This is a genomic window from Pseudomonas donghuensis, assembly GCF_000259195.1.
Lineage (GTDB): Bacteria > Pseudomonadota > Gammaproteobacteria > Pseudomonadales > Pseudomonadaceae > Aquipseudomonas > Aquipseudomonas donghuensis.
Genome location: NZ_JH650758.1, coordinates 271,861 through 296,171 on the forward strand (window position 1 = coordinate 271,861; position 24,311 = coordinate 296,171).

20 protein-coding genes are annotated in these 24,311 nt (G+C 62.6%); 13 read left to right on the forward strand and 7 right to left on the reverse strand.

Features of this window, described 5'->3' with window-relative positions; genetic code table 11:
• Nucleotides 1-92 precede the first annotated feature (92 nt).
• A complete protein-coding gene (gene fdhA, locus UW3_RS0105855; protein WP_010221361.1) occupies nucleotides 93-1,292 on the forward strand; it encodes a formaldehyde dehydrogenase, glutathione-independent in 1,200 nt (399 codons plus the stop codon).
• A gap of 65 nt (nucleotides 1,293-1,357) precedes the next feature.
• On the opposite strand, the gene UW3_RS0105860 is transcribed toward fdhA, so the two are convergent.
• Nucleotides 1,358-1,813: an REP-associated tyrosine transposase gene (locus UW3_RS0105860; protein WP_010221362.1), complete on the reverse strand. Its 456-nt coding sequence runs from the start codon at nucleotides 1,811-1,813 to the stop codon at nucleotides 1,358-1,360.
• Between the two features lie 478 nt (nucleotides 1,814-2,291).
• Between UW3_RS0105860 and UW3_RS0105865 the strand changes: the two genes are divergently transcribed.
• From UW3_RS0105865 to UW3_RS0105885, 5 genes are all read left to right on the forward strand, one after another.
• Nucleotides 2,292-2,597 carry a DUF3077 domain-containing protein gene (locus UW3_RS0105865; protein WP_010221363.1) on the forward strand — a complete coding sequence of 102 codons (306 nt, stop codon included), beginning with the start codon at nucleotides 2,292-2,294 and terminating at the stop codon, nucleotides 2,595-2,597.
• A 173-nt stretch (nucleotides 2,598-2,770) separates the two neighbouring features.
• Nucleotides 2,771-3,337: a DUF2780 domain-containing protein gene (locus UW3_RS0105870; protein WP_010221364.1), complete on the forward strand. Its 567-nt coding sequence runs from the start codon at nucleotides 2,771-2,773 to the stop codon at nucleotides 3,335-3,337.
• A 71-nt stretch (nucleotides 3,338-3,408) separates the two neighbouring features.
• Entirely contained in the window at nucleotides 3,409-3,837 is a 429-nt protein-coding gene (locus UW3_RS0105875) for a DUF350 domain-containing protein (protein WP_010221365.1), read from the forward strand.
• 16 nt (nucleotides 3,838-3,853) lie between these two features.
• A complete protein-coding gene (locus UW3_RS0105880) occupies nucleotides 3,854-4,624 on the forward strand; it encodes a DUF1190 domain-containing protein (RefSeq protein ID WP_010221366.1) in 771 nt (256 codons plus the stop codon).
• A 9-nt stretch (nucleotides 4,625-4,633) separates the two neighbouring features.
• Entirely contained in the window at nucleotides 4,634-5,791 is a 1,158-nt protein-coding gene (locus UW3_RS0105885) for a glutathionylspermidine synthase family protein (protein WP_010221367.1), read from the forward strand.
• Here UW3_RS0105885 and UW3_RS0105890 read toward each other — a convergent pair whose 3' ends face one another.
• Entirely contained in the window at nucleotides 5,792-6,679 is an 888-nt protein-coding gene (locus tag UW3_RS0105890; RefSeq protein WP_010221368.1) for an acyltransferase, read from the reverse strand.
• 180 nt (nucleotides 6,680-6,859) lie between these two features.
• Here UW3_RS0105890 and rloA2 point away from each other — a divergent pair, with 180 nt between their 5' ends.
• The 5 genes from rloA2 to UW3_RS0105915 all read left to right on the forward strand — a co-directional run bounded on the left by rloA2 (nucleotide 6,860) and on the right by UW3_RS0105915 (nucleotide 11,254).
• Nucleotides 6,860-7,363, forward strand: coding sequence for a retropepsin-like aspartic peptidase RloA2 (rloA2, locus tag UW3_RS0105895; RefSeq protein WP_010221369.1), 504 nt, complete (start codon nucleotides 6,860-6,862; stop codon nucleotides 7,361-7,363).
• 111 nt (nucleotides 7,364-7,474) lie between these two features.
• Nucleotides 7,475-8,158 (forward strand): two-component system response regulator CreB, encoded by a 684-nt coding sequence (gene creB, locus UW3_RS0105900; protein WP_010221370.1) that lies wholly within the window; start codon nucleotides 7,475-7,477, stop codon nucleotides 8,156-8,158.
• Complete coding sequence (gene creC / locus UW3_RS0105905; RefSeq protein ID WP_010221371.1) at nucleotides 8,158-9,591, forward strand: two-component system sensor histidine kinase CreC; 1,434 nt, start codon at nucleotides 8,158-8,160, stop codon at nucleotides 9,589-9,591. Before creB ends, creC begins: the two co-directional genes overlap by 1 nt.
• A gap of 95 nt (nucleotides 9,592-9,686) precedes the next feature.
• On the forward strand, nucleotides 9,687-11,021 hold the full coding sequence (creD, locus tag UW3_RS0105910; RefSeq protein WP_010221372.1) for a cell envelope integrity protein CreD: 1,335 nt from the start codon (nucleotides 9,687-9,689) through the stop codon (nucleotides 11,019-11,021).
• Nucleotides 11,018-11,254: a hypothetical protein gene (locus UW3_RS0105915; protein ID WP_148276784.1), complete on the forward strand. Its 237-nt coding sequence runs from the start codon at nucleotides 11,018-11,020 to the stop codon at nucleotides 11,252-11,254. The genes creD and UW3_RS0105915 overlap by 4 nt, the downstream gene beginning before the upstream one ends.
• On the opposite strand, the gene UW3_RS0105920 is transcribed toward UW3_RS0105915, so the two are convergent.
• The 5 genes from UW3_RS0105920 to aceE all read right to left on the reverse strand — a co-directional run bounded on the left by UW3_RS0105920 (nucleotide 11,247) and on the right by aceE (nucleotide 19,973).
• Nucleotides 11,247-11,879, reverse strand: coding sequence for a glutathione S-transferase (locus UW3_RS0105920; protein WP_010221374.1), 633 nt, complete (start codon nucleotides 11,877-11,879; stop codon nucleotides 11,247-11,249). The genes UW3_RS0105915 and UW3_RS0105920 overlap by 8 nt on opposite strands.
• Before the next feature lie 9 nt (nucleotides 11,880-11,888).
• Nucleotides 11,889-12,554, reverse strand: a complete 666-nt coding sequence (gene msrA / locus UW3_RS0105925) for a peptide-methionine (S)-S-oxide reductase MsrA (RefSeq protein WP_010221375.1) — start codon at nucleotides 12,552-12,554, stop codon at nucleotides 11,889-11,891.
• A gap of 131 nt (nucleotides 12,555-12,685) precedes the next feature.
• Entirely contained in the window at nucleotides 12,686-15,379 is a 2,694-nt protein-coding gene (locus UW3_RS0105930; protein ID WP_010221376.1) for a putative bifunctional diguanylate cyclase/phosphodiesterase, read from the reverse strand.
• A gap of 303 nt (nucleotides 15,380-15,682) precedes the next feature.
• Nucleotides 15,683-17,314 carry a dihydrolipoyllysine-residue acetyltransferase gene (gene aceF / locus UW3_RS0105935; protein ID WP_010221377.1) on the reverse strand — a complete coding sequence of 544 codons (1,632 nt, stop codon included), beginning with the start codon at nucleotides 17,312-17,314 and terminating at the stop codon, nucleotides 15,683-15,685.
• Nucleotides 17,315-17,327: 13 nt separating this feature from the next.
• Complete coding sequence (gene aceE, locus UW3_RS0105940; protein ID WP_010221378.1) at nucleotides 17,328-19,973, reverse strand: pyruvate dehydrogenase (acetyl-transferring), homodimeric type; 2,646 nt, start codon at nucleotides 19,971-19,973, stop codon at nucleotides 17,328-17,330.
• 383 nt (nucleotides 19,974-20,356) lie between these two features.
• On the opposite strand from aceE, the gene glnE reads away from it, so the two are divergent.
• Both glnE and waaF read left to right on the forward strand, forming a co-directional pair.
• Nucleotides 20,357-23,293 (forward strand): bifunctional [glutamate--ammonia ligase]-adenylyl-L-tyrosine phosphorylase/[glutamate--ammonia-ligase] adenylyltransferase, encoded by a 2,937-nt coding sequence (gene glnE / locus UW3_RS0105945; protein ID WP_010221379.1) that lies wholly within the window; start codon nucleotides 20,357-20,359, stop codon nucleotides 23,291-23,293.
• A gap of 156 nt (nucleotides 23,294-23,449) precedes the next feature.
• Nucleotides 23,450-24,311: lipopolysaccharide heptosyltransferase II (gene waaF / locus UW3_RS26570; RefSeq protein ID WP_036995334.1), on the forward strand; the 862-nt coding region annotated here is incomplete at its 3' end.

The window sequence follows — 24,311 nt, forward strand, 5'->3', positions numbered from 1 at the left end:
GAGTCGGAACAAAGATTCCAGTAACACAGCGCCGCCCCCGGGCAGCGCACTTTGCACCGCTACATAACAACAAACTTTAGCGAGGTAAAAGCATGTCTGGTAATCGTGGTGTGGTGTATCTCGGCGCTGGCAAGGTCGAGGTGCAGAAGATTGACTACCCGAAAATGCAGGACCCGCGCGGTCGCAAGATCGAGCACGGGGTGATTCTGCGGGTGGTCTCCACCAACATCTGTGGCTCCGACCAGCACATGGTCCGTGGCCGTACCACCGCCCAGGTCGGTCTGGTCCTGGGCCATGAAATTACCGGCGAGGTGATCGAGAAGGGCAGGGACGTCGAGCACCTGCAAATCGGTGACCTGGTGTCGGTGCCCTTCAACGTTGCCTGCGGCCGCTGCCGCTCGTGCAAAGAGCAACACACCGGCGTCTGCCTCACCGTCAACCCGGCCCGCGCCGGTGGCGCCTACGGCTATGTCGACATGGGTGACTGGACCGGTGGCCAGGCCGAGTACGTGCTGGTGCCGTACGCCGACTTCAACCTGCTGAAACTGCCGAACCGCGACAAGGCCATGGAGAAAATCCGCGATCTGACCTGCCTGTCGGACATCCTCCCCACCGGCTACCACGGTGCGGTGACTGCCGGCGTTGGCCCGGGCAGCTCGGTGTACATTGCCGGTGCCGGCCCGGTGGGCCTGGCTGCCGCTGCTTCGGCGCGCCTGTTGGGCGCTGCGGTGGTGATCGTCGGTGACGTCAATCCGGTACGCCTGGCGCATGCCAAGGCCCAGGGTTTCGAAATTGCCGACCTGTCCCAGGACACCCCGCTGCACGAGCAGATCGCCAACCTGCTGGGCGAGCCGGAAGTCGACTGCGCAGTCGATGCCGTGGGCTTCGAAGCCCGTGGTCACGGCCATGCCGGTGCCAAGCACGAAGCCCCGGCCACCGTGCTCAACTCGCTGATGGGCGTGGTGCGGGTGGCGGGCAAGATCGGTATTCCTGGCCTGTACGTCACCGAAGACCCGGGCGCGGTGGATGCCGCGGCGAAGATCGGTAGCCTGAGCATCCGCTTTGGTCTCGGCTGGGCCAAGTCGCACAGCTTCCACACCGGTCAAACGCCGGTGATGAAGTACAACCGCCAACTGATGCAGGCGATCATGTGGGACCGCATCAACATTGCCGAAGTGGTCGGTGTGCAGGTGATCAGCCTCGATCAGGCGCCTGAAGGCTATGGCGAGTTCGATGCCGGCGTGCCGAAGAAATTCGTCATCGATCCGCACAAGCTGTTCAGCGCCGCCTAAAAACATCGCGGGGCAAGCCCGCTCCCACTGTGCCTGTGGGAGCGGGCTTGCCCCGCGATAGGGTTTCACAGCCAAACCGCATCCCAATGCGGATAATCTCCCAGCCTCTTCACCAGCCCGGCCCGCAGCGGGTTGGCCACCACATAGCGCGCCACCGCGCATACATTCTCTTCCCGACGTAACCCATGATCATGGTACCCAGGCTGCCACAGCCTGCCTTGCAGTGTGCCGAGCTTGTACAGCGCACAGCGGCTGCGTGACTTGAAGCGGCGCATCAGGCAGGCCAAGGAGCCCTGCTGCAGTTCGATCAGCCAGTGCACGTGATCGGGCATCACCACCCAGGCCAAGGTGCGAGCGGCGCCTTCGAGTTGTGCCAGGTGAAACTGCCTGGGAATGCAGCGGGCGGCGTGGAAGTTGTCGAATATTAGCACTCGGTCGCGAGTGATGCTGGTCAGCAGGTACATACGGCCGGGTTCGGAGAAACGACCGCGGCGCAGGCGATGGGAAGCGGGACTGTCCATGTCTTGGCTCCTTGGTTGGTGAATATTCAAGGTAGATGCCGGACGGTGGCGACAGTGGACCCGATTGAATCCTGATGTTGCCAGGACCTTTGTGGGAGCGGGCTTGCCCCGCGATAGAGGTCTGTCAGTCACATCGCATCGCGGGGCAAGCCCGCTCCCACAAAGGTGGGTGGCGGTGTTACTTCTGGATGTTTCCAGGCTGGTTAATTTTGGTCCTAGGAAATAACCTACGCAGTCTGTCGATGCCGTTCTGATTGCCCTTGGAAACTCGGCCTTCTAGGCTCTCCCGATCGCTGTAGGTTCAGCGATCGGGTGTGGAAACCTGAACGGTATTGGTTGCAGTCGTTATGGCGGCTGTGCGCGGGAGACCTTCGGGTCTGCCGGGTTTTCCAATGCCTCGGTTTTCCACCCCGCGTACAGCTGCCACCTTTCGTGTGGAAACGAACGGTGCCAGCCTGACTCGCATTGGATACCGATCATGAAAAAACTTGTCCCAGATCCCCCAGCCTCTCTCTGCTCAACCCTCGAAAAACCTTTCGGCGACTGTGCCGCCGGTCACCCCCAACTCTTTTCTGTAAACGCCGGTATTGCCCCGCATGACGCGCTGGTACATATCGCGTTGTACCTGCGCTGCGCCTATGACACGGGGTACAAGGCTTTTGAAGGGGTTGATGAGTCAGCCAAGGGCTTTCTCTGGTCCACCTTGCACTCGGTGGAGATGGCCAAGGGCTTGGTAGAAGCCTTGCTGGATGCCCTGGAGAACCGGGAGCTGAACCAAATGTAGAACCACGGTGTGGGAGCGGCCGTGCGGCGACCCGACTTGCCCCGCGATAGAGGTCTGTCAGTCACATCGCATCGCGGGGCCAGCCCGCTGCCACCTGGTACAACGGAACAATCCCCCGCCCACAAGGTCCAATCCCTCGTTTTCCCTGCCTTAACGGCTGACGAGGTATTTCGATGAAACGTTTCGCACTGGTCACCCTGATGGCCCTGGCTGCCACTCCGGTTTTCGCAGGCTTCAGCCTCAATGACGCGGCCAACGTCTACAACGCCGCCACGGGCAACAAGGGCGACGCCGCCGTGCAGGCACCCGTCGCGTCGGCGAACCTGCTCAATACCCTCGGCAGCGAACTCAAAATCACCCCCGAACAAGCCATCGGCGGCACCGGCGCCCTGTTGGGCCTGGCCAGGAATCAGCTCAGCAGCGGCGATTACGAGCAGTTGAGCAAAGCCGTACCCGGCCTCGACCTGCTCTCCGGCGAGAAGGCCCTGGGCGGCCTGACTGGCTTGGGCGCGCTGCTGGGCAACAGCGACAAGTCCTCGGCCCTGAGCAATGCGCTGGGCAATGTCAAAGACACCAATGACCTGAACAACGCCTTCAGCGCACTGGGCATGGACACCGGCATGATCGGCCAGTTTGCCCCGCTGATCCTGCAGTACCTCGGCCAGCAAGGCGTCGGCGGCTCGCTGCTGCAGAGCCTGGGCAGCCTGTGGGGCAACGGTGCGAGCGTACCTTCCGTTTAAGGCAGGTATTTGCGCGGGCGGGGCGGTGTGCTATATGTCCCGCCCCGTTTTACAAGGAAGTGTGATTCGCAATGTTCATGGACGCCCTGAAGATGTCGTTGCCTGCCGACGCCGTGCTCGGTTTTGTGGTCTACATGCTCGGCGCCGCCGTGCTGTTCGCCCTCTACGCAATCATCTACACCCGCCTGACTCCCTACAATGAATTGCGCCTGATCCGCGAAGGCAACAATGCCGCGGCTATCGCCCTGGCCGGTGCCCTGATCGGCTTTGCGATTCCGGTGGCCAGCGCCATTTCCCATTCGATTTCCCTGCTCGACTTCCTGCTCTGGGCACTGATCGCCGCGGTGGTGCAGTTGCTGGCGTTCGTGGTGGTCAACCGCTGCGTCAAAGGCATGGCTGAACGGGTTGCCCGCCAGGAGACAGCCTCGGCCATTCTCCTGGCTGCGGTGTCGATCGGCATTGGCTTGCTCAACGCCGCCTGCATGACCCCCGCCGCCTGATCAGGGACGATCGACAATGAAACGCAGCAAAACCATTCGTCTGGTCGCCTTGGGCAGTCTGCCCCTGGTGCTGTCCGCCTGTGGCGACCGGCCAACCAGAATCATCAGCGAAACCAAGCGCTACCAGGACGTCGACTATTGCGTCATGGATGGCGTGCCGCGCCAGGTGTGCCAGCAAGCCTGGGTCGCCGCGCAGAACCACCATGCTGCCAACGTGCCGCGCTTTGTCACGGCCGAGGGCTGTGAAGCGGCCTATTTCAAGTGCGACTACCGGCGCTACGCCAACAACTACATCCCGCCGATGGAAGGCTTTGCCCTGACCACCGAACGCCAGGTGTATGCCGACGATGAGGATGAAGGCAGTAGTAGTTCATCGACCAACAGCTCCTCCTCGAGCGGTGGCTCTGGCGGCGGGCGTCGCTACTACGAGTACACCGATACCGACCCGCGTTACTCGTCCGAAGCGATCTATCACGAGCGGGACGGGCGCAACGCGTTCAAAGTCAGCACCCTGACCGAGCAGGTGGCCCGGCATAACTACTACACCGGCCTGGACACGTCGCACCCGGCCTCACAGCCGTTCAGCGAAGCCGCGCAGCATGCGGCAATGAGTGGCGGCGGGGGCACAGGGGCCAGCAGCGATCCGGCGCACGTGAGCGGCGCCCATCCAACGGTTATCCCCATGGCCCAGCCGAACAGGCTGATCGGCTCGGCGCGGCCGTTCGCGGTTGGCAGCCACAACGGCTTTGTCTCGCGCGCTTCGGGGCGTGGCGGCTTTGCGTCCTGAGGCCTGCCGATGAAGCGAGTATCCATCGCCCCGCGCCCGGACTGGCGTGCCACCGCCGAACACTTCGGCTTCAACTTCCACACCTTTGGCGACGAACCCTACTGGGACGAATCGGCTTATTACCAGTTCAGCCTGCTGCAGATCGAAGAGCACCTTGAGGAACCGACCCATGCGCTGCACGAGCTGTGCATGGCGCTGGTGGCCGAGGTGGTCGACAGTGAAGAGCTGCTCGAACGCCTGGCGATCCCCGCGCAGTATTTCGACCTGATCCGCCGCTCGTGGCGCGACGGCCATCCGCATTTCTATGGGCGCATGGACCTGTGCTACGACGGCAAGGGCCCGGCCAAGCTGCTGGAGGCCAACTACGACACGCCGACGTCACTGTACGAGGCCAGCTTCTTCCAGTACCTGTGGCTGGAGCAGCAGATGCAACGCGGCGCGCTGCCGGTCGATGCCGACCAGTTCAACAGCCTGGAAGAAAAACTCACCCAGGTGATGAGCGCCAATAGCTTTGCCACACCGTTTTACTTTGCCTCGGTAAAAGATTCGATCGAAGACCGCGGCACCGTCGAGTACCTGCGCGATATCGCCTTGGGCGCCGGGCTGGATGCGCGTCTGGTGGACATGGAAGACATCGGCCTGAGCCGTGGCGGGCGCTTTGTCGATGACGTTGGCGCGCCGATCCCCAGCCTGTTCAAGCTCTACCCCTGGGAAGATATCTTCCACGACCCGTACGGCCCGGCGATTGCCAACAGCGGCACCTTGTTCGTCGAGCCGCCGTGGAAGGCGATCCTCTCCAACAAGGGCATGCTGGCGCTGCTCTGGGAACGCCACCAGGGCCACCCGAACCTGCTGCCGGCGTTCATTGAGCAAACACCGGGCGCCAGTCTGGGCAAGGGCTGGGTGCGCAAACCCTTCTTCTCGCGCGAAGGCGCCAATATCCAGATCCACACCGGCAGTGGCCAGCATGTGATCGAGGACGGCCCGTATGGCGGCGGCCCGAGCATCCTCCAGCAGTTCCAGGCGCTGCCGCGCTTTGGCGACAGCTACACGGTGATCGGCAGCTGGGTGGTCGGCGATCTGCCGGCGGGCATTGGCATTCGCGAAGACAATTCGCTGATTACCAAGGACAGCAGCCGCTTTCTGCCCCACGCGATCATCGACTGATCAACCCAGCTCGGCGCGCAGGGCCTCGATGCGGGCGTCCTTGGCGTGCCAGAGCTGGTTGACCCAGTCCTGCACGGCCTGGCGCAAGGCCGGGTCGTTCTCGTAATCGCCGCTCCATAGTGCAGGGTCCAGCTCATGCACCTGGATGTCGATGATCACTTTCGCCAGGTTGCCACTGAGCAGGTCCCAGAACCCCGGAGCCTTGTCGCCGGGGTAGACGATGGTGACGTCGAGCAGGGCGTCGAGCTGTTCGCCCAGCGCCGCCAGCACGAAGGCCACGCCGCCGGCCTTGGGCTTGAGCAGATGCTTGAACGGTGAGTGCTGGGCGGCGCGCTTGGCTTCGCTGAAGCGTGTGCCTTCCAGGTAGTTGACCACGGTCACCGGTTGGCGCTTGAACAGCTCGCAGGCAGCCTTGGTGATCTCCAGGTCCTGGCCCTTGAGCTCGGGGTGTTGGTCGAGGAAGGCCTTGCTGTAGCGCTTCATGAACGGGTAGTCCAGCGCCCACCAGGCCAGGCCTAGCAGGGGGACCCAGATCAGCTCCTTTTTCAGGAAGAACTTGAAGAACGGAATGCGCCGGTTGAGCACCTGGATCAGCGCCGGGATATCCACCCAGCTCTGGTGGTTGCTGACTGCCAGGTAGGAGGTGTCGAGGCGTAGCTCGGCAGCGCCGCGCACGTCCCAGACCGTCGGGATGCACAGGCGGAAGATCAGTTTGTCGATCTCAGCCCAGGTTTCGGCGATCCACATCACCGCCCATGAGGCATAGTCGCGGTAGCGGCCGGGCAGGACCAGTTTGAGCAGGGCGAAGACCATCAGCGGGCCGATCAGGACCAGGGTGTTGAGCAGCAACAGCAAGGTCACAAGAATGCCCGTCAGCAAGCGGCGCATAAGAAAACTCTTATATTCAAGTAAGCGGTCGGCAATGATAAGCACCCCGTCGGCGTACGCCAAATGCTCTGGTCTGCTCCTGTCGGACAAATGTTTCACATTGTGTTGAATAAGCTATTGGCGCGAACCTATCCTGCCTTCGCAGTCTAAACACTGTCTTGTCTCAAGGAAGCGGATCCTGTGAAATCGGTACTTGCACTGCTGTCCCTGTTGGCTCTGCCGGTCATGGCCGCCGAGCCGACCCTGTACGGCCGCTACGAATACATCAAACTGCCGGAAGTCGGTGGCCAGACCTTCAAGGCCAAGATGGACACCGGCGCGCTGACGGCCTCGCTGTCGGCCAAGGACATCGAAACCTTCACCCGTGATGGTGAAGATTGGGTGCGCTTTCGTGTCGCAACCAAGGATGCCGACGGCAAGGTCTATGAACACAAGCTGGCGCGTATCAGCAAGATCAAGAATCGCGCCGATGAAGAGGAAGACGGCGAGGGCGCTGAAATCAGCAAGCGGCCGGTGGTTGACCTGGAGCTGTGCCTGGGGGACGTCAAGCGTACCGTCGAGGTCAACCTGACCGACCGCAGCAGCTTCAACTATCCGTTGCTGATCGGCGCCAAGGCGTTGCGCGAGTTCAAGGCGGCGGTGAACCCGGCGCGACGGTTTACGGCTGACAAACCGGACTGCTAAGCAACTCCAGCTGCAAGCTTTAAGCTACAAGCTGCAAGAAAAAGCGGTTCAGTGTAACTTCACGCGATCCGCTTCTTCTTGAAGCTTGTAGCTTGAGGCTTGCAGCTCCAGATGCCCCACATATTGATTGTCGAAGACGAAGCGGCCATCGCCGATACGCTGGTTTTTGCCCTGCAAGGCGACGGCCACAGCACCGAGTGGGTGACCCTCGGCAGTGCCGCGCTGGAGCAGCAACGCCAGCGCCCGGCCGATCTGATCATCCTCGACATCGGCCTGCCGGATATCAGCGGCTTCGAAACCTGCCGGCAACTGCGGCGCTTCAGCGAGGTGCCGGTGATGTTCCTCAGCGCCCGCGACGGCGAGATCGATCGGGTGGTAGGCCTGGAAATCGGTGCCGATGATTATGTGGTCAAGCCCTTCAGCCCTCGTGAAGTGGCGGCCCGGGTGCGGGCGATCCTCAAACGCATGGCGCCACGCGCCGAGCCGCCTGTCAGTGCCCCGGAGCTGTTCCAGGTCGATACCCTGCGCATGCAGATCCACTACCGCGGCCAAGCCCTGAGCCTGACCCGCCACGAATTTCGCCTGCTGCAAAGCCTGCTCGAACAACCTGAACGCGTTTTCAGCCGCGAGCAACTGCTTGATGCCGTCGGCGTTGCTGCCGATGCCGGCTATGAGCGCAGCATTGACAGCCATATCAAGAGCCTGCGCGCCAAGCTGCGCGGCGTGGCTGCCGACGCCGAGCCGATCCAGACTCACCGTGGCCTCGGCTACAGCTACAGCCCGAGTCACAGCTGATGCGCCTGGGGATCCGGATTTTTCTGGTGTATTTCCTGTTCGTCGGGCTGACCGGCTATTTCATTCTCAGCACCGTGCGCGAGCAGATTCGCCCCGGTGTGCGCCAGTCCACCGAAGAAACCCTGGTCGACACCGCCAACCTGCTGGCGGAAATCCTCCACGACGATGTCAAGGCTGGCACCCTCGGCCAGAGCCGCTTGCCGGTGCTGCTGCGCGCCTACGGCCAGCGTCAGCCCAAGGCTGATATCTGGGGCTTGTCGAAGAACCAGGTCAACCACCGCATTTACGTCACCGATGCCCAGGGCAAGGTGCTGCTCGACTCCGCCGGCGTGGCGGTGGGCGAGGATTATTCGCGCTGGAACGACGTCTACCTGACCTTGCGCGGCCAGTACGGCGCACGCTCGACCCGCAGCAACCCGGACGACCCGGAGTCGTCGGTGATGCACGTGGCGGCGCCGATCCTTGATGAAGGCAAGATCATTGGCGTGGTCACCGTGGCCAAGCCGAACAAGTCGCTGCAACCCTATATCGATCGCTCCGAACGGCGCCTGCTGTACCTCGGCCTGGGCCTGATCGGCCTTGGCCTGCTGGTGGGCGCGGCGCTGTCGTGGTGGTTGGCGCGCTCGTTGCGCCGGCTGACCCGTTACGCTCAGGCGGTGAGCGAAGGAGAGCGCACGGCGTTGCCCCATTACCGGGGCGGTGAGCTGTGGCAACTGGCGGCAGCGGTGGAGCGCATGCGCACCCAGCTTGAAGGCAAGGACTACGTCGAACGTTATGTGCACACCCTGACTCACGAGCTGAAAAGCCCGCTGGCGGCGATCCGCGGCGCTTCCGAGCTGCTTCAGGGGCCCATGAGCGATGAGCAGCGTCAGCGCTTTGCCGGCAATATCGAGAGCGAAAGTGCGCGCATGCAGCAGTTGATCGAGCGATTGCTCAACCTGGCCCAGGTCGAGCAGATGCGGGAGCTGGAAGAACAGCAGCAGGTGCCGCTGGCGGCGCTGGTCGACGAGCTGCTGCTGGCCCAGGGCGCGCGGATCGAAAGCGGCGAACTGCAGGTGCGTCAGCGTGTACCCGTCGCCGTGCGGTTGTTATGTGATCCCTTCCTGATGCGCCAGGCCATCGCCAACCTGCTGGACAACGCCCTGGATTTCACCCCGCCGGGCGGTTTGCTGGTGTTCGATCTGGAGCACGCCGAGGGGCGCGTGGCCTTGAGCCTGTTCAACCAGGGCGAGGCGATTCCTGACTATGCCCTGGGCCGGCTAAGCGAGCGTTTCTACTCGCTGCCGCGACCGTTCAGCGGGCGCAAGAGCACCGGGCTGGGGCTTAACTTCGTCGAAGAGGTGATGCAACTGCATGGCGGCACGCTGGAAGTCGCCAACGTCGAGGAGGGTGTACGCGTGCGTTTGTGGCTGCCGGCCAGGCGCCTGGGCTGAAAACTTCACACAGTCTGCACACAGGCTCCATATAAGTCCGCAAGGGCTCCATTTCGTTTGCGCAGACTCTGCCCATCGAAACCGGAGTCCCGTTCATGAACCGCAAACTGAGTTACAAACTAGCCGTGATCGGCTTTCTGATCGTCCTGCTGCTGATCCCGTTGTTCATGATCGGCGGCCTGATCCAGGACCGTCAGTACCAGCGCGATCGCGTGGTCCGCGACATTGCCCAAAGCTCCAGCTTTGCCCAGCAAATCACCGGGCCGATGCTGGTGGTGCCGTACCGCAAGATCGAACGGCGCTGGAAGACCGAAGACGGCAAGAGCTTCCAGGAAATCAGCCAGGTCAACGGTCACTTGTATTTCCTGCCGGAAACCTTCGACCTCAACGCCAGCATCGACACCGAGTTGCGTTCGCGCGGTATCTACGAGGCGCGTCTGTTTCACGCCAACAGTCACATCAACGGCCATTTCGAGATCCCGGCCAACTGGGGCATTACCGAGGATTTTGATGATTACCGCTTCGAACCTGCGTTCCTGGTCGTCGGTATCAGCGACATCCGCGGCATCGAAAAAGGCCTGCAGCTGCAGCTCAACGATCAGCGCCTGGACTTTGCCGCCGGGACCAAGCTTGGCTGGATGAGCGGTGGCGTGCACGCCCTGTTGCCGGGTGTCGATGGCAAGGTCGCGAGCGTGCTCAACTACGCCTTCGACCTCAGCCTGCAAGGCACCGAACAGCTGCAGGTGTTGCCGGTGGGGCGTACGACCAGCGTGGCCATGGCCGCCAACTGGCCGCATCCGAGCTTTGACGGCAACTACCTGCCCGTCAGCCGCAAGATCGATGCCGGTGGTTTCTCGGCGCGCTGGCAGACCTCGTTCTTCTCCACCAACCTCGAAGACGCCCTGACCCAGTGCGTGGTCAACGAAAAGTGCGGTGCTTTCAACGAGCGTGCCTTCGGTGTCAGCTTCATCGACCCGGTGGACCAGTACCTCAAGAGCGAACGGGCAATCAAATATGCATTGCTGTTCATCGCCCTGACCTTTGCCGGCTTCTTCCTCTTCGAAGTGCTCAAGGGCCTGAGTGTGCACCCGATCCAGTACGGCCTGGTGGGCGTGGCCCTGGCGTTCTTCTACCTGCTGTTGCTGTCGTTGTCCGAGCACCTGGGCTTTGCCATGGCCTATGCCTTGTCGGCGGGCGGCTGTGTGTTGCTGATCGGCTTCTACCTGTGCCACGTGCTGCACAGCGTGTTGCGCGGCATGGGCTTTGCCCTGGGCCTGGCCATGCTCTACGGCATGCTCTACGGCCTGCTGACGGCCGAGGATTACGCCTTGCTGATGGGCTCGCTGCTGCTGTTCGCGCTGTTGGGGGTGTTCATGGTCCTGACCCGTCGCCTGGACTGGTATGGGGTTGGCCAGGTGAAGCTGTCGTGAGTGGCTTGCGCGAGGAGAGGGTATTGGGTGCAGTGCTGGCGACCCACATTGCCGGCCTGTGGACAGCAGAAGTGATTGTCGGCGCCGGCCTTGCCGGGGATGAGATTGCTGTGGTGTCTGGTAATGCGCGGCGCCTGCATCGCTGGCAAAGCCAGCTCCCACACAGTCAGCGGTACACCGATGCACTGTGGGAGCCGGCCTTGCCGGCGATGGCCCCTGGCAATGTCAGGTAGCCGAAGGATCGGTTGCCTGCATCGACTCACGCTGACTGACCTGCGCATACCACGCCGCCAGCTTGGGCTGTTGCTCACGCCAGCCGAAGTCCGGGAAGCGCAGGTCGAGGTAACCCAGGGCGCAGGCCACGCCGATGGCGGCGATGTCGAACACCGAGGCCAGTTCGGCGAAGTGTTCCTGCTCAAGGTTGCTCAGGCCACGACGGATCTTGTCCTGTTGCGCTTCGATCCAGGCGTCCCATTGTTTGTCCTTGGGCCGCAGGAAGGTCTCGTAGCGGGTCAGCACCGCGGCATCCATGATCGCATCGGCCTGCGATGCCAGGGTCAGGCGATGCCAACGCGGCCAGCCTTCACGGGGGATCAGCGGGTTGCCCACATGCTGCAGGTCGAGGTACTCGCAGATCACCCGGCTGTCGTGCAGCACGCTGCCGTCGGCCAGGCGCAGGGCCGGAATCTTGCCCGCCGGGTTGCCCTGGTTGAGTTCGGCCACCAGGTTGACCGGGGTGAGGTTGACAGTCTGCAGCGCCACCCGGTTGGTTTGCCCGGTTTCGTGCAGTACCACCATGACCTTGCGCACGAACGGCGAGGCCGGCGAATGGAACAGCGTCATGCTCGGTGCGGACATGTCGATCCCTCAGTTGCCTTGCAGGCTCGGTGGCAGGCAGACACCGGTACCACCGATGCCGCAGTAGCCTTCTGGGTTCTTGGCCAGGTACTGCTGGTGGTAGGCTTCGGCGAAGTACACGGTCGGCGCCTGGTCGATCTCGGTGGTGATTTCGCCGAAGCCGGCCTTGCTCAGTTCGGCCTGGTAGGCCTGCTTGCTGGCCAGTGCCTCGTCCAGTTGCTGGGGACTGGTGCAGTAGATCACCGAGCGGTACTGGGTGCCGACGTCGTTGCCCTGGCGCATGCCCTGGGTCGGGTTGTGCAGTTCCCAGAACATCGCCAGCAGCTCTTTGTAGCTGACCTTGTCCTTGTCGAACACCACCAGCACCACTTCGGTGTGGCCGGTCAGGCCCGAGCAGACTTCTTCGTAGGTCGGGTTGGGGGTGAAGCCGCCGGCATAGCCGACCACGGTGCTGACCACGCCTTCGCGCTGCCAGAAGCGCCGCTCGGCACCCCAGAAACAACCCAGGCCAAAGATCGCGAAGTCGACGTTCTCGAAGAACGGGCCCAGCAACGGGGTGTCTTTGAAGACAAAGTGCTTTTCGGGCAGGACCATCGGCGTTTCACGGCCAGGCAGTGCCTGTTCGGCAGTGGGTAGGACGTTTTTATTCACCAGAATCTCCGAGCGCAGGACCATGATCGTTCCTCTGCTGATTGGGGTAGGCAAGGCTGGCCCCATCGCGGGTCAAACCCGCTCCCACTGTGGGAGCGGGTTTGACCCGCGATGGGACCCGAATGAACCTATATTGCCCGAGAGAAACGCCGCTGTCAGGCGATAGGGCCACGCGGATAGCGTTTGAGCTTGGCGATCAGCTCGCTGCCCGGGATCGGCCGGTCGAACAGGTAGCCCTGGCCGACATCGCAGCGGTGACGGCGCAGGAACGCCAGTTGCTCGGCGGTCTCGATGCCTTCGGCAACCACTTTGAGCTTGAGGTTGTGGGCCATGGCCACCACCGCCGAGGTGATCTCCATGTCGTCCTGGTTGTCAGGGATTTCATGAATGAAGCTGCGATCGATCTTGATGATGTCGATCGGGAATTTCTTCAGGTAGCTCAGCGACGAATAACCGGTGCCGAAGTCGTCCATGGCCAGGGTCAGGCCCAGTTGTTTGAGCTGGTCGAGCTGGCGGTGGGTGTCTTCGGTGGCTTCCAGCAGCAGGCCTTCGGTCAGCTCCAGCTCCAGCAGGTGCGGGGGCAGGGCTTCTTCCTGGAGGATGTTGGCGATCGAGGCGACCAGGTCGGGGTCGGAAAACTGCTTGGGCGAGAGGTTGATCGCCACTTGCAGGTTGCCCAATCCTTCTGTGCGCAGCTTCTGGCTCATGCGGCAGGCCTGGCGGGCGATCCACTTGCCGATGGGGATGATCAGCCCGGTTTCTTCGGCGACGCTGATGAACTGGTCGGGGCGGATCATGCCCTTTTCCGGGTGGTTCCAGCGCAGCAGCGCTTCCAGGCCCAGCAGGCGGCCGCTGCGCAGGCACAGCTTGGGCTGGTAGAACACGTCCAGTTCGTTCTGGGTCAGGGCGCGGCGCAGGTTGTTCTCGACGAACAGCTTGTAGCTGGCCTCGGCGTTGAGCGCTTCGGTAAACACCTGGACCTGGTGCTTGCCGTTGGCCTTGGCCTTGTGCAGGGCAAGCCCTGCGTTTTTCATCAGGGTCTGCGGGTCGCGGCCATGCAGCGGCGCGCAGGCCAGGCCCACGGAGCCGGTGACGTTGATCAGCTGGTTGTCGACGAACATCGGCTTGTCGAGGGTGCGCAGCAGTTGCTGGGCAACCTGCTGGCCGCCTTCCAGGTCGGTGTCTTCGAGCAGTACGGCAAATTCGTTGCTGGCAAAGCGCGCCAGGCTGCCGCCGGGGCTCAGGCTGTTGCGCAGGCGTCGGGCCAGGCTGATCAGCAGCTTGTCGCCGGTCTGGTGGCCGAGGCTGTCGTTGATCCGCTTGAAGTTGTCGATGTCCACCAGCAGCAGGCTGATCGGGCTGTCGCTGTCGCGGGCGAAGCGCTCGTCGAGGTTGCGGATGAACGCCGGGCGATTGCCCAGGCTGGTCAGGTTGTCGGTATAGGCCAGGCGCTCGATGCGCTGCTGGGCCAGCTTGCTCTGGGTGATGTCTTCGTAGATGCCGATGTAATGGGTCAGTTCGCGGTTGTCGCCGAACACCTTGGAAATCGATAGCTGGCCCCAGTAGGGTTCGAGATTCTTGCGTCGGCTCTTGAACTCGCCCTGCCAGCTATTGCCCATGGCCAGGCTGGACGGCGCGTCGAACAGCAGCTCGCTCAGGTTTTCCAGCGCCGGCAGTTCCGACAGGCGATGGCCGTGGACTTCATCGGTGCTGTACTGGGTGATGGCGGTAAAGCTCGGGTTGACGTACTCGACCACGCCGTCGCGGTTGACCAGCAAGAAGGCGTTGGCGCTTTGCTCGACGGCACGTTGGAACAGGTGCAGGGCGTTGGTTGCGGTGCGTCGGTTGTGGTTGTTGATGACCTGGGCGAACTGATCGGCCAGCTCGCCGGCAAAGGCGATTTCATCGGTTTGCCAGGCACGCGCCGAGCCGGTCTGTTCCAGGCACAACACCCCGACCACCTGGCCATCAATACGGATACTGGCATCGAGCATGGCATTGATGTCGCATGGGCGCAGGCTCTCGGCCATGTCCCGGGTGCGCGGGTCGTGGGTGGCGTTGTGGGCGTCGATGGCGCGGCTGGTGTGCAGGGCTTCGAGGTAGTCGGGAAAACGGCTGGCGTCGATCGGCTCGGGCAGGCGGTATTCCTGAGCGTCGCGGTAGAACGCCGAAATCGGCTGCAGTTGCTGGTCTTCCAGGTACCAGATGCTCGCGCAGTCGATCTTGTAGATCTCGCAGGCGCTGCGGGTGATCAGCTCGGCGGCTTCGAGCAGCGAGTTGCTGGCGCTATAGCGGTGGCGGGCCAAATGCAGGATCAGGTCCTGCTGGGCGCGCACCCGCTCCAGGTGCTCGAGCTGTTCCTGCTGGGCCCGCTGGTTAAGCTGCAGGGCGATTTGCAGGCGGCTGTTGCGGGTCTCGAGATCGACGGCCGACAGGTCGGGAGCGTCGCCAGGCTGGCTGTCGAGGACCATCAGGTAGCCGCGCAGCAACTGCCGGTTGTGCTGCTTGTAGGCTTCGCCCAACTCCAGCAACTGCAGCGGGCCCTGGGCGGTGTGCAGGGTATAGCGCACCAGGTAATGCGGGCGCTGAGCCAGTTGCAACTGGATGGCGTCGTGCAGTTTGTAGCGGGCTTCGGGCTCCATCAGGCTGGCGTAGGGCGAGCCGACCAGTGCGCAGAGTTCCACTGCAGCAAGGCCAAACTGCCGTTCACAACCAGGATCAAGGTAAAGCAGCGCCCAGCTGGCCTCGTTCAGCCGCTCGAAACGCAGCATCCCGAGCCGCGAGGGCACGGGCAACTGCGTCACGACCTCGGCCACCATACGGCTGGCGGCATCAGGTTGGCTTTTCATCGAGAGCTCGCTTCAAGAAGGCTGTTCGCGCAAACGGAGCAATCTGCTACTACGCGTGTCGGCAAGGTTGCATCATGCGCTTGAGGCTGACAAGCGATACAGAGACCTCCGTGCTAACTGTGTCGGCATGGATGTAGGAATCTTAAGTATCGCGGGACAAGTCGGACCGCCGCATCGCCGCTCCCACAGGGGGACCATTCCAGCAGATAAAAAAAGCCCCGCCAAAATGACGGGGTTGAGGTACGAGCGTGGCAGCTCGAAAAGGGAGCCTGTCTCCCCGGCAGGGGAGACAGGAAACAGCAATTACAACAGCATGGTGCGGATGTCGGTCAGCAGGTCGCCCAGGCGCTTGGTGAAGCGCGCAGCAGCGGCGCCGTTGATCACGCGGTGATCGTAGGACAGCGACAGCGGCAGCATCAGCTTCGGCTGGAAGGCTTTCCCGTCCCAGACAGGCTGGATGGTGGCCTTGGAAACACCCAGGATCGCCACTTCCGGCGCGTTGACGATCGGCGTGAAGCCGGTGCCGCCAATGTGGCCGAGGCTGGAGATGGTGAAGCAGGCACCTTGCATGTCGTCAGCCGACAGCTTCTTGGTCCGGGCTTTTTCAGCCAGGGCCGCCGCTTCGCCAGCCAGTTGCAGCAAGCTCTTCTGGTCGACGTTCTTGATTACCGGTACCAGCAGACCATCCGGAGTGTCGACGGCAAAACCGACGTTGACGTACTTCTTGCGGATGATCGCTTTGCCGCTAGGCGCCAGCGAGCTGTTGAAGTCCGGCAGTTCCTTGAGCAGGTGAGCACAGGCCTTAAGCAGCAGCGGCAGTACGGTCAGCTTGACGCCGGCCTTTTCTGCAACGGCTTTCTGCGCAACGCGGAAGGCTTCCAGCTCAGTGATGTCGGCGCTGTCGAACTGGGTAACGTGAGGAACGTTCAGCCAGCTGCGATGCAGGTTGGTAGCACCCATCTGCATCAGGCGGGTCATCGGCACTTCTTCGATTTCGCCGAAGCGGCTGAAATCGACTTCCGGGATCGGCGGGATGCCAGCACCACCGGTGGCACCGGCGGCTGGAGCTTCCTTGGCCTTCTGCATCATGGCCTTGACGTAAACCTGCACGTCTTCCTTGAGCACACGACCGTGCGGGCCGCTGGCGGCAACTGCGCTCAGCTCGACGCCGAACTCACGGGCCAGCTGACGCACGGCAGGGCCGGCGTGAACCTTGGCACCGCTTGGTGCAGGGGCAGCGGCAGGCGCTGGTGCGGCCTCGGCTTTGGCAGCCGGAGCAGGTGCAGCAGCAGGGGCGGCTTCAGCCTTGGCAGCCGGAGCAGCAGCGGCAGGCGCTGGTGCTGGCGCGGCGGCGCCCTGGACTTTGAGCTTGAGGATGAAGTCGCCAGTGCCGACTTCGTCTTCGAGCTTGACGCCGATGCTTTCCACCACGCCGGCAGCCGGCGACGGGATTTCCATCGAGGCTTTGTCCGATTCCAGGGTGATCAGCGACTGGTCGGCTTCGACCGTATCGCCAACCTTGACCAGCAGCTCGATGATCTTGGCCTTGCCCGAGGAGCCGATGTCCGGAACATGAATGTCCTGAACGGTGGCCGCCGCCGGTGCAGCGGCCGGGGCCGCAGGGGCCTCGGCAACAGCAGGTTGTTGCGCAGCAGCAGGCGCTGCGGCAGGGGCGGCAGCCGCTGGGGCCGCAGCAGCGGCGCCCTCGACTTCCAGTTCCAGCAGTTCGTCGCCTTCTTTCAGGCGGTCGCCCAGCTTGACCTTCAGGCTCTTGACCACACCGGCCTTGGGAGCAGGGATTTCCATGCTCGCCTTGTCCGATTCCAGGGTCAGGATGCTCTGGTCGGCTTCGATACGGTCGCCAACTTTGACGAACAGCTCGATGACTTCACCTTCACCGCTGCCGATGTCAGGTACGCGAATGAGTTCGCTCACTTAAAAATACTCCTCAGCAGTCCAGTGGGTTGCGTTTGTCCGGGTCGATGCCGAACTTGGTGATGGCTTCAGCCACGACCTTAGGTTCGATATCGCCACGGTCAGCCAAGGCTTCCAGGGCAGCCAGCACCACGAAGTGACGGTCGACTTCGAAGAAGTGACGCAGCTTCTTGCGGCTGTCGCTGCGACCGAAGCCATCGGTACCCAGGACTTTGAACTCTTTGCTCGGTACCCACTGGCGAATCTGTTCGGCGAACAGCTTCATGTAGTCGGTGGAGGCGATGACCGGGCCCTTGCGGCCAGCCAGGCACTCTTCGACGTAGGTAACCTGAGGTTTCTGACCAGGCTTGAGGCGGTTGCTGCGCTCTACGGCCAGGCCGTCGCGACGCAGTTCGTTGAAGCTGGTAACGCTCCAGACGTCGGCGCCAACGTTGAACTCTTCACGCAGGATCTTCGCCGCTTCGCGCACTTCACGCAGGATGGTGCCGGAGCCCAGCAACTGAACGTGGTGCGCAGCTTCGCGGGTGTCTTCCTCGAGCAGGTACATACCCTTGATGATGCCTTCCTCGACACCGGCCGGGATGGCTGGCTGCTGGTAGGACTCGTTCATCACGGTGATGTAGTAGAAGACGTCCTGTTGCTCTTCGGTCATCTTCTTCATGCCGTCCTGGATGATCACCGCCAGCTCGTAGCCGTAGGTCGGATCATAGGTGCGGCAGTTCGGGATGGTCGCGGCCAGCATGTGGCTGTGACCGTCTTCGTGCTGCAGACCTTCACCGTTGAGGGTGGTACGGCCGGCGGTACCGCCGATCAGGAAGCCACGGGTGCGGCTGTCGCCAGCGGCCCAGGCCAGGTCGCCGATCCGCTGGAAGCCGAACATCGAGTAGAAGATGTAGAACGGCAGCATCGGCTGGTTGTGGTTCGAGTACGAAGTACCGGCAGCGATGAAGGAGGACATGGCGCCCGCTTCGTTGATGCCTTCTTCGAGGATCTGGCCCTTCTTGTCTTCGCGGTAGAACATCACCTGGTCTTTATCGACTGGCTCGTAGAGCTGGCCGACGGACGAGTAGATGCCCAACTGGCGGAACATGCCTTCCATACCGAAGGTACGGGCTTCGTCCGGGATGATCGGGACGATGCGCTGGCCGATTTCCTTGTCCTTGACCAGTTGCGCGAGGATCCGCACGAAGGCCATGGTGGTGGAGATTTCACGGTCGCCCGAGCCGTCGAGGATCGCCTTCAGGGTTTCCAGTGGTGGCGTCGGGATGCTGAAGCTCTTCGCGCGGCGCTGTGGCACGAAGCCACCCAGGGCGCTGCGGCGTTCGGCCAGGTAACGGGCCTCGGCGCTGCCTTCTTCAGGCTTGAAGAACGGCAGGTTTTCCAGCTCTTCGTCCTTGACCGGGATGTCGAAGCGGTCGCGGAAGTGACGCAGGCTGTCGACGTCGACCTTCTTGGTATTGTGCGCGGTGTTCTTGGCTTCGCCAGCACCGGTGCCATAACCCTTGATGGTCTTGGCCAGGATGACGGTCGGCTGGTCTTTGTGGTTGACCGCCTGGTGGTAGGCCGCGTAGACCTTGTACGGGTCGTGACCGCCACGGTTGAGCTTCCAGATCTCGTCGTCGGACAGGTCTTCGACCATGGCCTTGAGCTCTGGAGTGTTGAAGAAGTGCTCACGGACGAATGCACCGTCCTTGGCCTTGTAGTTCTGGTACTCGCCGTCGATGACTTCGTCCATGCGGCGTTGCAGGATGCCGTCGACGTCCTTGGCCAGCAATGGGTCCCAGAAACGGCCCCAGACCACTTTGTTGACGTTCCAGCCACCGCCACGGAATACGCCTTCAAGTTCCTGGATGATCTTGCCGTTGCCGCGAACCGGGCCGTCGAGGCGCTGCAGGTTGCAGTTGATGACGAAGATCAGGTTGTCCAGCTTCTCGCGGCCAGCCAGGGAGATCGCGCCCAGGGATTCCGGCTCGTCGCACTCGCCGTCGCCCATGAAGCACCAGATCTTCTGCTTGCCGGCAGGAATGTAGCCACGGCTTTCCATGTACTTCATGAAACGCGCCTGGTAGATCGCCTGTATCGGGCCCAGACCCATGGAAACGGTCGGGAACTGCCAGAAGTCAGGCATCAGCCATGGGTGTGGGTAGGACGACAGGCCCTTGCCATCGACTTCCTGACGGAAGTTGTTCATTTGGTCTTCGCTGATCCGGCCTTCCATGAACGCACGGGCGTAGACGCCAGGCGAGGCGTGGCCCTGGAAGTAGATCAGGTCGCCGCCGTGCTCGTCGGTCGGAGCCTGGAAGAAGTAGTTGAAGCCGATGTCGTACAGGGTGGCACTGGAGGCGAAGCTCGAAATGTGGCCGCCCAGGTCCGAGTCTTTCAGGTTGGTGCGCATTACCATGGCCAGCGCGTTCCAACGCACCAACGAGCGAATGCGGCGTTCCATGAACAGGTCGCCAGGCATGCGTGCTTCGTGGGTGACGGGAATGGTGTTGCGGTATGGCGTGGTGATGGCATATGGCAGCTGAGAGCCACTACGGGTGGCCAGCTCGCCCATACGGGTCATCAGGTAGTGAGCGCGGTCTTCGCCTTCTTTGTCGAGAACCGACTCCAGGGCGTCCAGCCATTCCTGGGTTTCGACGGGATCGAGGTCTTGCATGGCTTGCTCCAGGGCGGAAAGGCTTCCAGAATCGGTTGCCTGAGTTTGCGACTGGCCTTTTGGGCAGACGACATAAAATTCTTGGATTACCGGAGAGTGTACCGGCGTTGTGTAGTTTTACTACAAATGAATCACCATTTCATGCTTTTGAGGTGATCGGGCAGTAGTAAAACTACAGAAAAATGGCTCGTGGCCGCTGTTCGGGTTGTGGGAAAAATCGATACCGGTGGTTAAAAACAAGTTAAGAAAAGGTTTGCTGCGATGGTTTCTGCCATAAAATCAGTTTTTTCAGCTATTTCTAACTTTTGTACGACAGTCCAACCGTGGTCAGGGTTCCCCAGTCCGCTCGCTGCCAATCCAATCTCGCCGATCAAGGATAGACCATGAGCCTGCCTTTGCTGGCCGAACTGCCGGCCACTTTCACCGCGTTGGTCAGCCGCAACGCGCAATCGTTTCGTGCGGCTGTTGCCCTGCAACCTGAACTGACTGTCGAAGACTGGAGCGCCGACCGCTGGGCGCAGTTCGCCCGGGTAGCCGCGGCCAGTGATTTCGTCCTTGAACAGGTAGTGCGCGACCCGGCGATGCTGGCTGATCTGGCCGCCAGTGGCGAACTCGACCGGGCCTTTGCCCCGGGCGAGCTGTGCACCCAGATCGCTGCTGCTGCCCAGGCTGCCGAGAGCGAAGACGAACTGGCGCGCAACCTGCGCCGCCAGCGCAGCCGCCAGCAGGTGCGGATCATCTGGCGTGACCTGACCCGCCAGGCTGACCTGGTGCAGACCTGCCGCGATCTGTCCGATCTTGCCGACGCTTCTATCGATCAGGCCTACAACTGGTTGTACCCGCGCCACTGCCAGCAGTTCGGCACGCCGATCGGTCATCGCAGCGGCCAGCCGCAGCACATGGTGGTGCTGGGCATGGGCAAGCTCGGCGCGGTGGAGCTGAACCTGTCGTCGGACATCGATCTGATCTTCGCCTTCCCTGAAGGCGGTGAAACGGAAGGGGTCAAGCGCTCGCTGGACAACCAGGAGTTTTTCACCCGCCTGGGCCAGCGCCTGATCAAGGCCCTGGACCCGATCACCGTCGACGGCTTCGTGTTCCGTGTCGATATGCGCCTGCGCCCTTACGGCTCGGCCGGCGCCCTGGTGCTCAGCTTCAATGCCCTGGAGCAGTATTACCAGGACCAGGGCCGCGACTGGGAACGCTACGCAATGATCAAGGCGCGGGTAGTTGCCGGTGACCAGGTCGCCGGCGCGCAGTTGCTGGATCTGCTGCGGCCCTTCGTTTACCGGCGTTACCTGGACTTCTCGGCGATCGAAGCGCTGCGCACCATGAAGCAGCTGATCCAACAGGAAGTGCGGCGCAAGGGCATGGCCGAGAACATCAAGCTGGGTGCCGGCGGCATCCGCGAAGTCGAGTTTATTGCCCAGGCCTTCCAGTTGATCCACGGCGGGCGCGACCTGAGCTTGCAGCAGCGGCCATTGCTCAAGGTGCTGTCGACCCTCGAAGGCCAGGGCTACCTGCCGCCGGCGGTGATTGCCGAGCTGCGTGAAGGCTATGAGTTTTTGCGTTACACCGAGCACGCGATCCAGGCCATTGCCGACCGCCAGACCCAGATGCTCCCGGACGATGAACTGGACCGTGCGCGCATCGCCTTCATGCTCGGCTTTGCCGACTGGCCGAGCTTCCATGCCCAACTGATGCACTGGCGTGGGCGTATCGACTGGCACTTCCGCCAGGTGATTGCCGACCCGGACGAAGACGAGAATGAAGAAGGCGAAGTGATCGTCGGCGGCGAGTGGCTGCCGCTGTGGGAAGAAGCCCAGAATGAAGAGGCCGCCTGCCGTCAGTTGCAGGACGCCGGTTTCGCCGACCCGCAAAAGGCCCTCAAGCAGCTGGCCGGCCTGCGTGTCAGCCCGCAGTTGCGGGCCATGCAGCGCCTGGGTCGTGAGCGTCTGGATGCCTTTATTCCACGTTTGCTGGCCCAGGCGGTGGAGCACGCCGACCCAGACCTGGTGCTGGAACGGGTGTTGCCGCTGGTCGAAGCCGTAGCCCGACGTTCGGCCTACCTGGTGCTGCTCACCGAAAACCCCGGGGCGTTGCGCCGTCTATTGACCCTGTGCGCCGCCAGCCCGTGGATCGCCGAACAGATCACCCGTTTCCCGCTGCTGCTCGACGAGCTGCTCAACGAAGGGCGTCTGTTCAGCCCGCCGCAGGCCCCGGAACTGGCCGCCGAGTTGCGCGAGCGGCTGACGCGCATCCCCGAAGACGACCTTGAACAGCAAATGGAAGCCCTGCGCCACTTCAAGCTGGCCCACAGCCTGCGCGTGGCCGCTTCGGAAATCGCCGGCAACCTGCCGTTGATGAAAGTCAGCGACTACCTGACCTGGCTGGCCGAAGCCATCCTCAACCAGGTGCTGGCCCTGGCCTGGCGCCAGACCGTGAGCCGTCACGGCCAGCCCAAGCGCAGCGACGGCAGCCTGTGCGACCCGGGCTTCATTATTGTCGGCTATGGCAAGGTTGGCGGCATCGAGCTGGGCCACGGCTCGGACCTGGACCTGGTGTTCATCCACGACGGTGACCCGCAGGCTGATACCGACGGTGCCAAGCCGATCGACTGCGCGCAGTTCTTCACCCGCCTGGGCCAGCGCATCATTCACCTGCTGACCACCCAGACCAACTCCGGCCAGCTCTACGACGTAGATATGCGCCTGCGCCCCTCGGGCGCCTCAGGTTTGCTGGTCAGCTCGCTGGGCGCCTTTGAGCGCTACCAGCAGAACGAAGCCTGGACCTGGGAGCATCAGGCCCTGGTTCGCGCCCGGGTGCTGGTCGGTTGCCCGCAGGTGGGCGCGGCGTTCGAGGCCGTGCGTGCACGCATTCTCGGCCAGGCCCGCGACCTGCCCAAGCTGCAGGCCGAAGTCAGCGAGATGCGCTCCAAGATGCGCGACAACCTCGGCACCAAGCTCAGCGCCGCCGGGACGGCGGCCAATGCCTTCGATGCCGGTGTGCCCTTCGATATTAAGCAGGATGCCGGTGGTATCGTCGATATCGAATTTATGGTGCAATACGCCGCTTTGGCATGGTCTCACGACCATCCGGCACTGCTGCGCTGGACCGACAATATCCGCATCCTCGAAGAGCTCGAGCAGGCCGGGCTGATGCCCGCCAGCGATGCCGTGCTGCTGCGCGAGGTGTACAAGGCGTTCCGTTCCGCCGCGCACCGCCAGGCCCTGCAGAAGCAGGCCGGGGTGATCGACGCCGAACAGTTCGTTCAGGAGCGCCAGGAGGTGCGGCGGATCTGGTCGCAGCTAGGCTTGAGTTGATATATCGGCCAGGCGGTTCAGGCACCAGGACGCCTGCCACGACCACAGTACAGCCCGAGTGGCGTACACTGGTCGACATATAGCCTGAATATAAAGAGGGGAGGCCAGGCTGTTCGCGAACAGTTTGCAGCCTCCCTGATCGTTTCTGGATAAAGCATGAGAATTTTGATCATTGGCCCCAGCTGGGTGGGCGACATGGTAATGGCGCAGACGTTGTTCCAGTGCCTGAAGCAGCGTCACCCGGAATGTGTGATCGATGTGCTGGCCCCCGAGTGGAGCCGGCCGATCCTTGAGCGCATGCCCGAAGTCCGCCAGGCCTTGAGCTTCCCGCTCGGCCACGGCGCGCTCGAGCTGGCTACGCGCCGGCGTATCGGCAAGTCCCTGGCCGGCCAGTACGACCAGGCGATCCTGTTGCCCAACTCGCTGAAGTCGGCGTTGGTGCCGTTCTTTGCCGGCATCCCCAAGCGTACCGGCTGGCGCGGCGAGTTGCGTTTCGGCCTGCTCAACGACGTGCGCAAGCTCGACAAGGCCAAGTACCCGCTGATGATCGAGCGCTTCATGGCCCTGGCCTATCCGGCCGGCGCCGAACTGCCGCAGCCGTACCCGCGCCCGCGCCTGCAGATCCAGGCACAGAGCCGCGACGCGGCCCTGGCCAAGTTCGGCCTGAGCCTGGACCGCCCGGTTCTGGCGTTGTGCCCTGGCGCCGAATTCGGTGAAGCCAAGCGCTGGCCGTCGGAGCATTACGCCAAGGTCGCCGAGAGCAAGATCCGCCAAGGCTGGCAAGTCTGGCTGTTTGGTTCGAAGAACGACCACGCGGTCGGCGAAGCCATTCGTGGGCGCTTGATCCCGGGCCTGCGCGAAGAGGCGAGCAACCTCAGCGGCGAGACCTCGCTGGCCGAGGCCATCGACCTGTTGTCGTGCAGCGATGCGGTGGTGTCCAACGATTCCGGGCTGATGCACGTGGCTGCGGCGCTGAACCGTCCGCTGGTGGCCGTTTATGGCTCCCCCCCCCCCGGCG

What these genes read in the sequence shown, in the direction of transcription:
- UW3_RS0105870 (WP_010221364.1), top strand. Translation starts at nt 2,771, where the DNA reads ATGAAACGTTTCGCACTGGTCACCCTGATGGCCCTGGCTGCCACTCCG.
- UW3_RS0105860 (WP_010221362.1), bottom strand. Translation starts at nt 1,813, where the DNA reads ATGGACAGTCCCGCTTCCCATCGCCTGCGCCGCGGTCGTTTCTCCGAA.
- creB (WP_010221370.1), top strand. Translation starts at nt 7,475, where the DNA reads ATGCCCCACATATTGATTGTCGAAGACGAAGCGGCCATCGCCGATACG.
- creD (WP_010221372.1), top strand. Translation starts at nt 9,687, where the DNA reads ATGAACCGCAAACTGAGTTACAAACTAGCCGTGATCGGCTTTCTGATC.
- msrA (WP_010221375.1), bottom strand. Translation starts at nt 12,554, where the DNA reads ATGGTCCTGCGCTCGGAGATTCTGGTGAATAAAAACGTCCTACCCACT.
- UW3_RS0105930 (WP_010221376.1), bottom strand. Translation starts at nt 15,379, where the DNA reads ATGAAAAGCCAACCTGATGCCGCCAGCCGTATGGTGGCCGAGGTCGTG.
- UW3_RS0105890 (WP_010221368.1), bottom strand. Translation starts at nt 6,679, where the DNA reads ATGCGCCGCTTGCTGACGGGCATTCTTGTGACCTTGCTGTTGCTGCTC.
- glnE (WP_010221379.1), top strand. Translation starts at nt 20,357, where the DNA reads ATGAGCCTGCCTTTGCTGGCCGAACTGCCGGCCACTTTCACCGCGTTG.
- UW3_RS0105885 (WP_010221367.1), top strand. Translation starts at nt 4,634, where the DNA reads ATGAAGCGAGTATCCATCGCCCCGCGCCCGGACTGGCGTGCCACCGCC.
- UW3_RS0105920 (WP_010221374.1), bottom strand. Translation starts at nt 11,879, where the DNA reads ATGTCCGCACCGAGCATGACGCTGTTCCATTCGCCGGCCTCGCCGTTC.
- creC (WP_010221371.1), top strand. Translation starts at nt 8,158, where the DNA reads ATGCGCCTGGGGATCCGGATTTTTCTGGTGTATTTCCTGTTCGTCGGG.
- fdhA (WP_010221361.1), top strand. Translation starts at nt 93, where the DNA reads ATGTCTGGTAATCGTGGTGTGGTGTATCTCGGCGCTGGCAAGGTCGAG.
- UW3_RS0105865 (WP_010221363.1), top strand. Translation starts at nt 2,292, where the DNA reads ATGAAAAAACTTGTCCCAGATCCCCCAGCCTCTCTCTGCTCAACCCTC.
- UW3_RS0105875 (WP_010221365.1), top strand. Translation starts at nt 3,409, where the DNA reads ATGTTCATGGACGCCCTGAAGATGTCGTTGCCTGCCGACGCCGTGCTC.
- aceE (WP_010221378.1), bottom strand. Translation starts at nt 19,973, where the DNA reads ATGCAAGACCTCGATCCCGTCGAAACCCAGGAATGGCTGGACGCCCTG.
- UW3_RS0105880 (WP_010221366.1), top strand. Translation starts at nt 3,854, where the DNA reads ATGAAACGCAGCAAAACCATTCGTCTGGTCGCCTTGGGCAGTCTGCCC.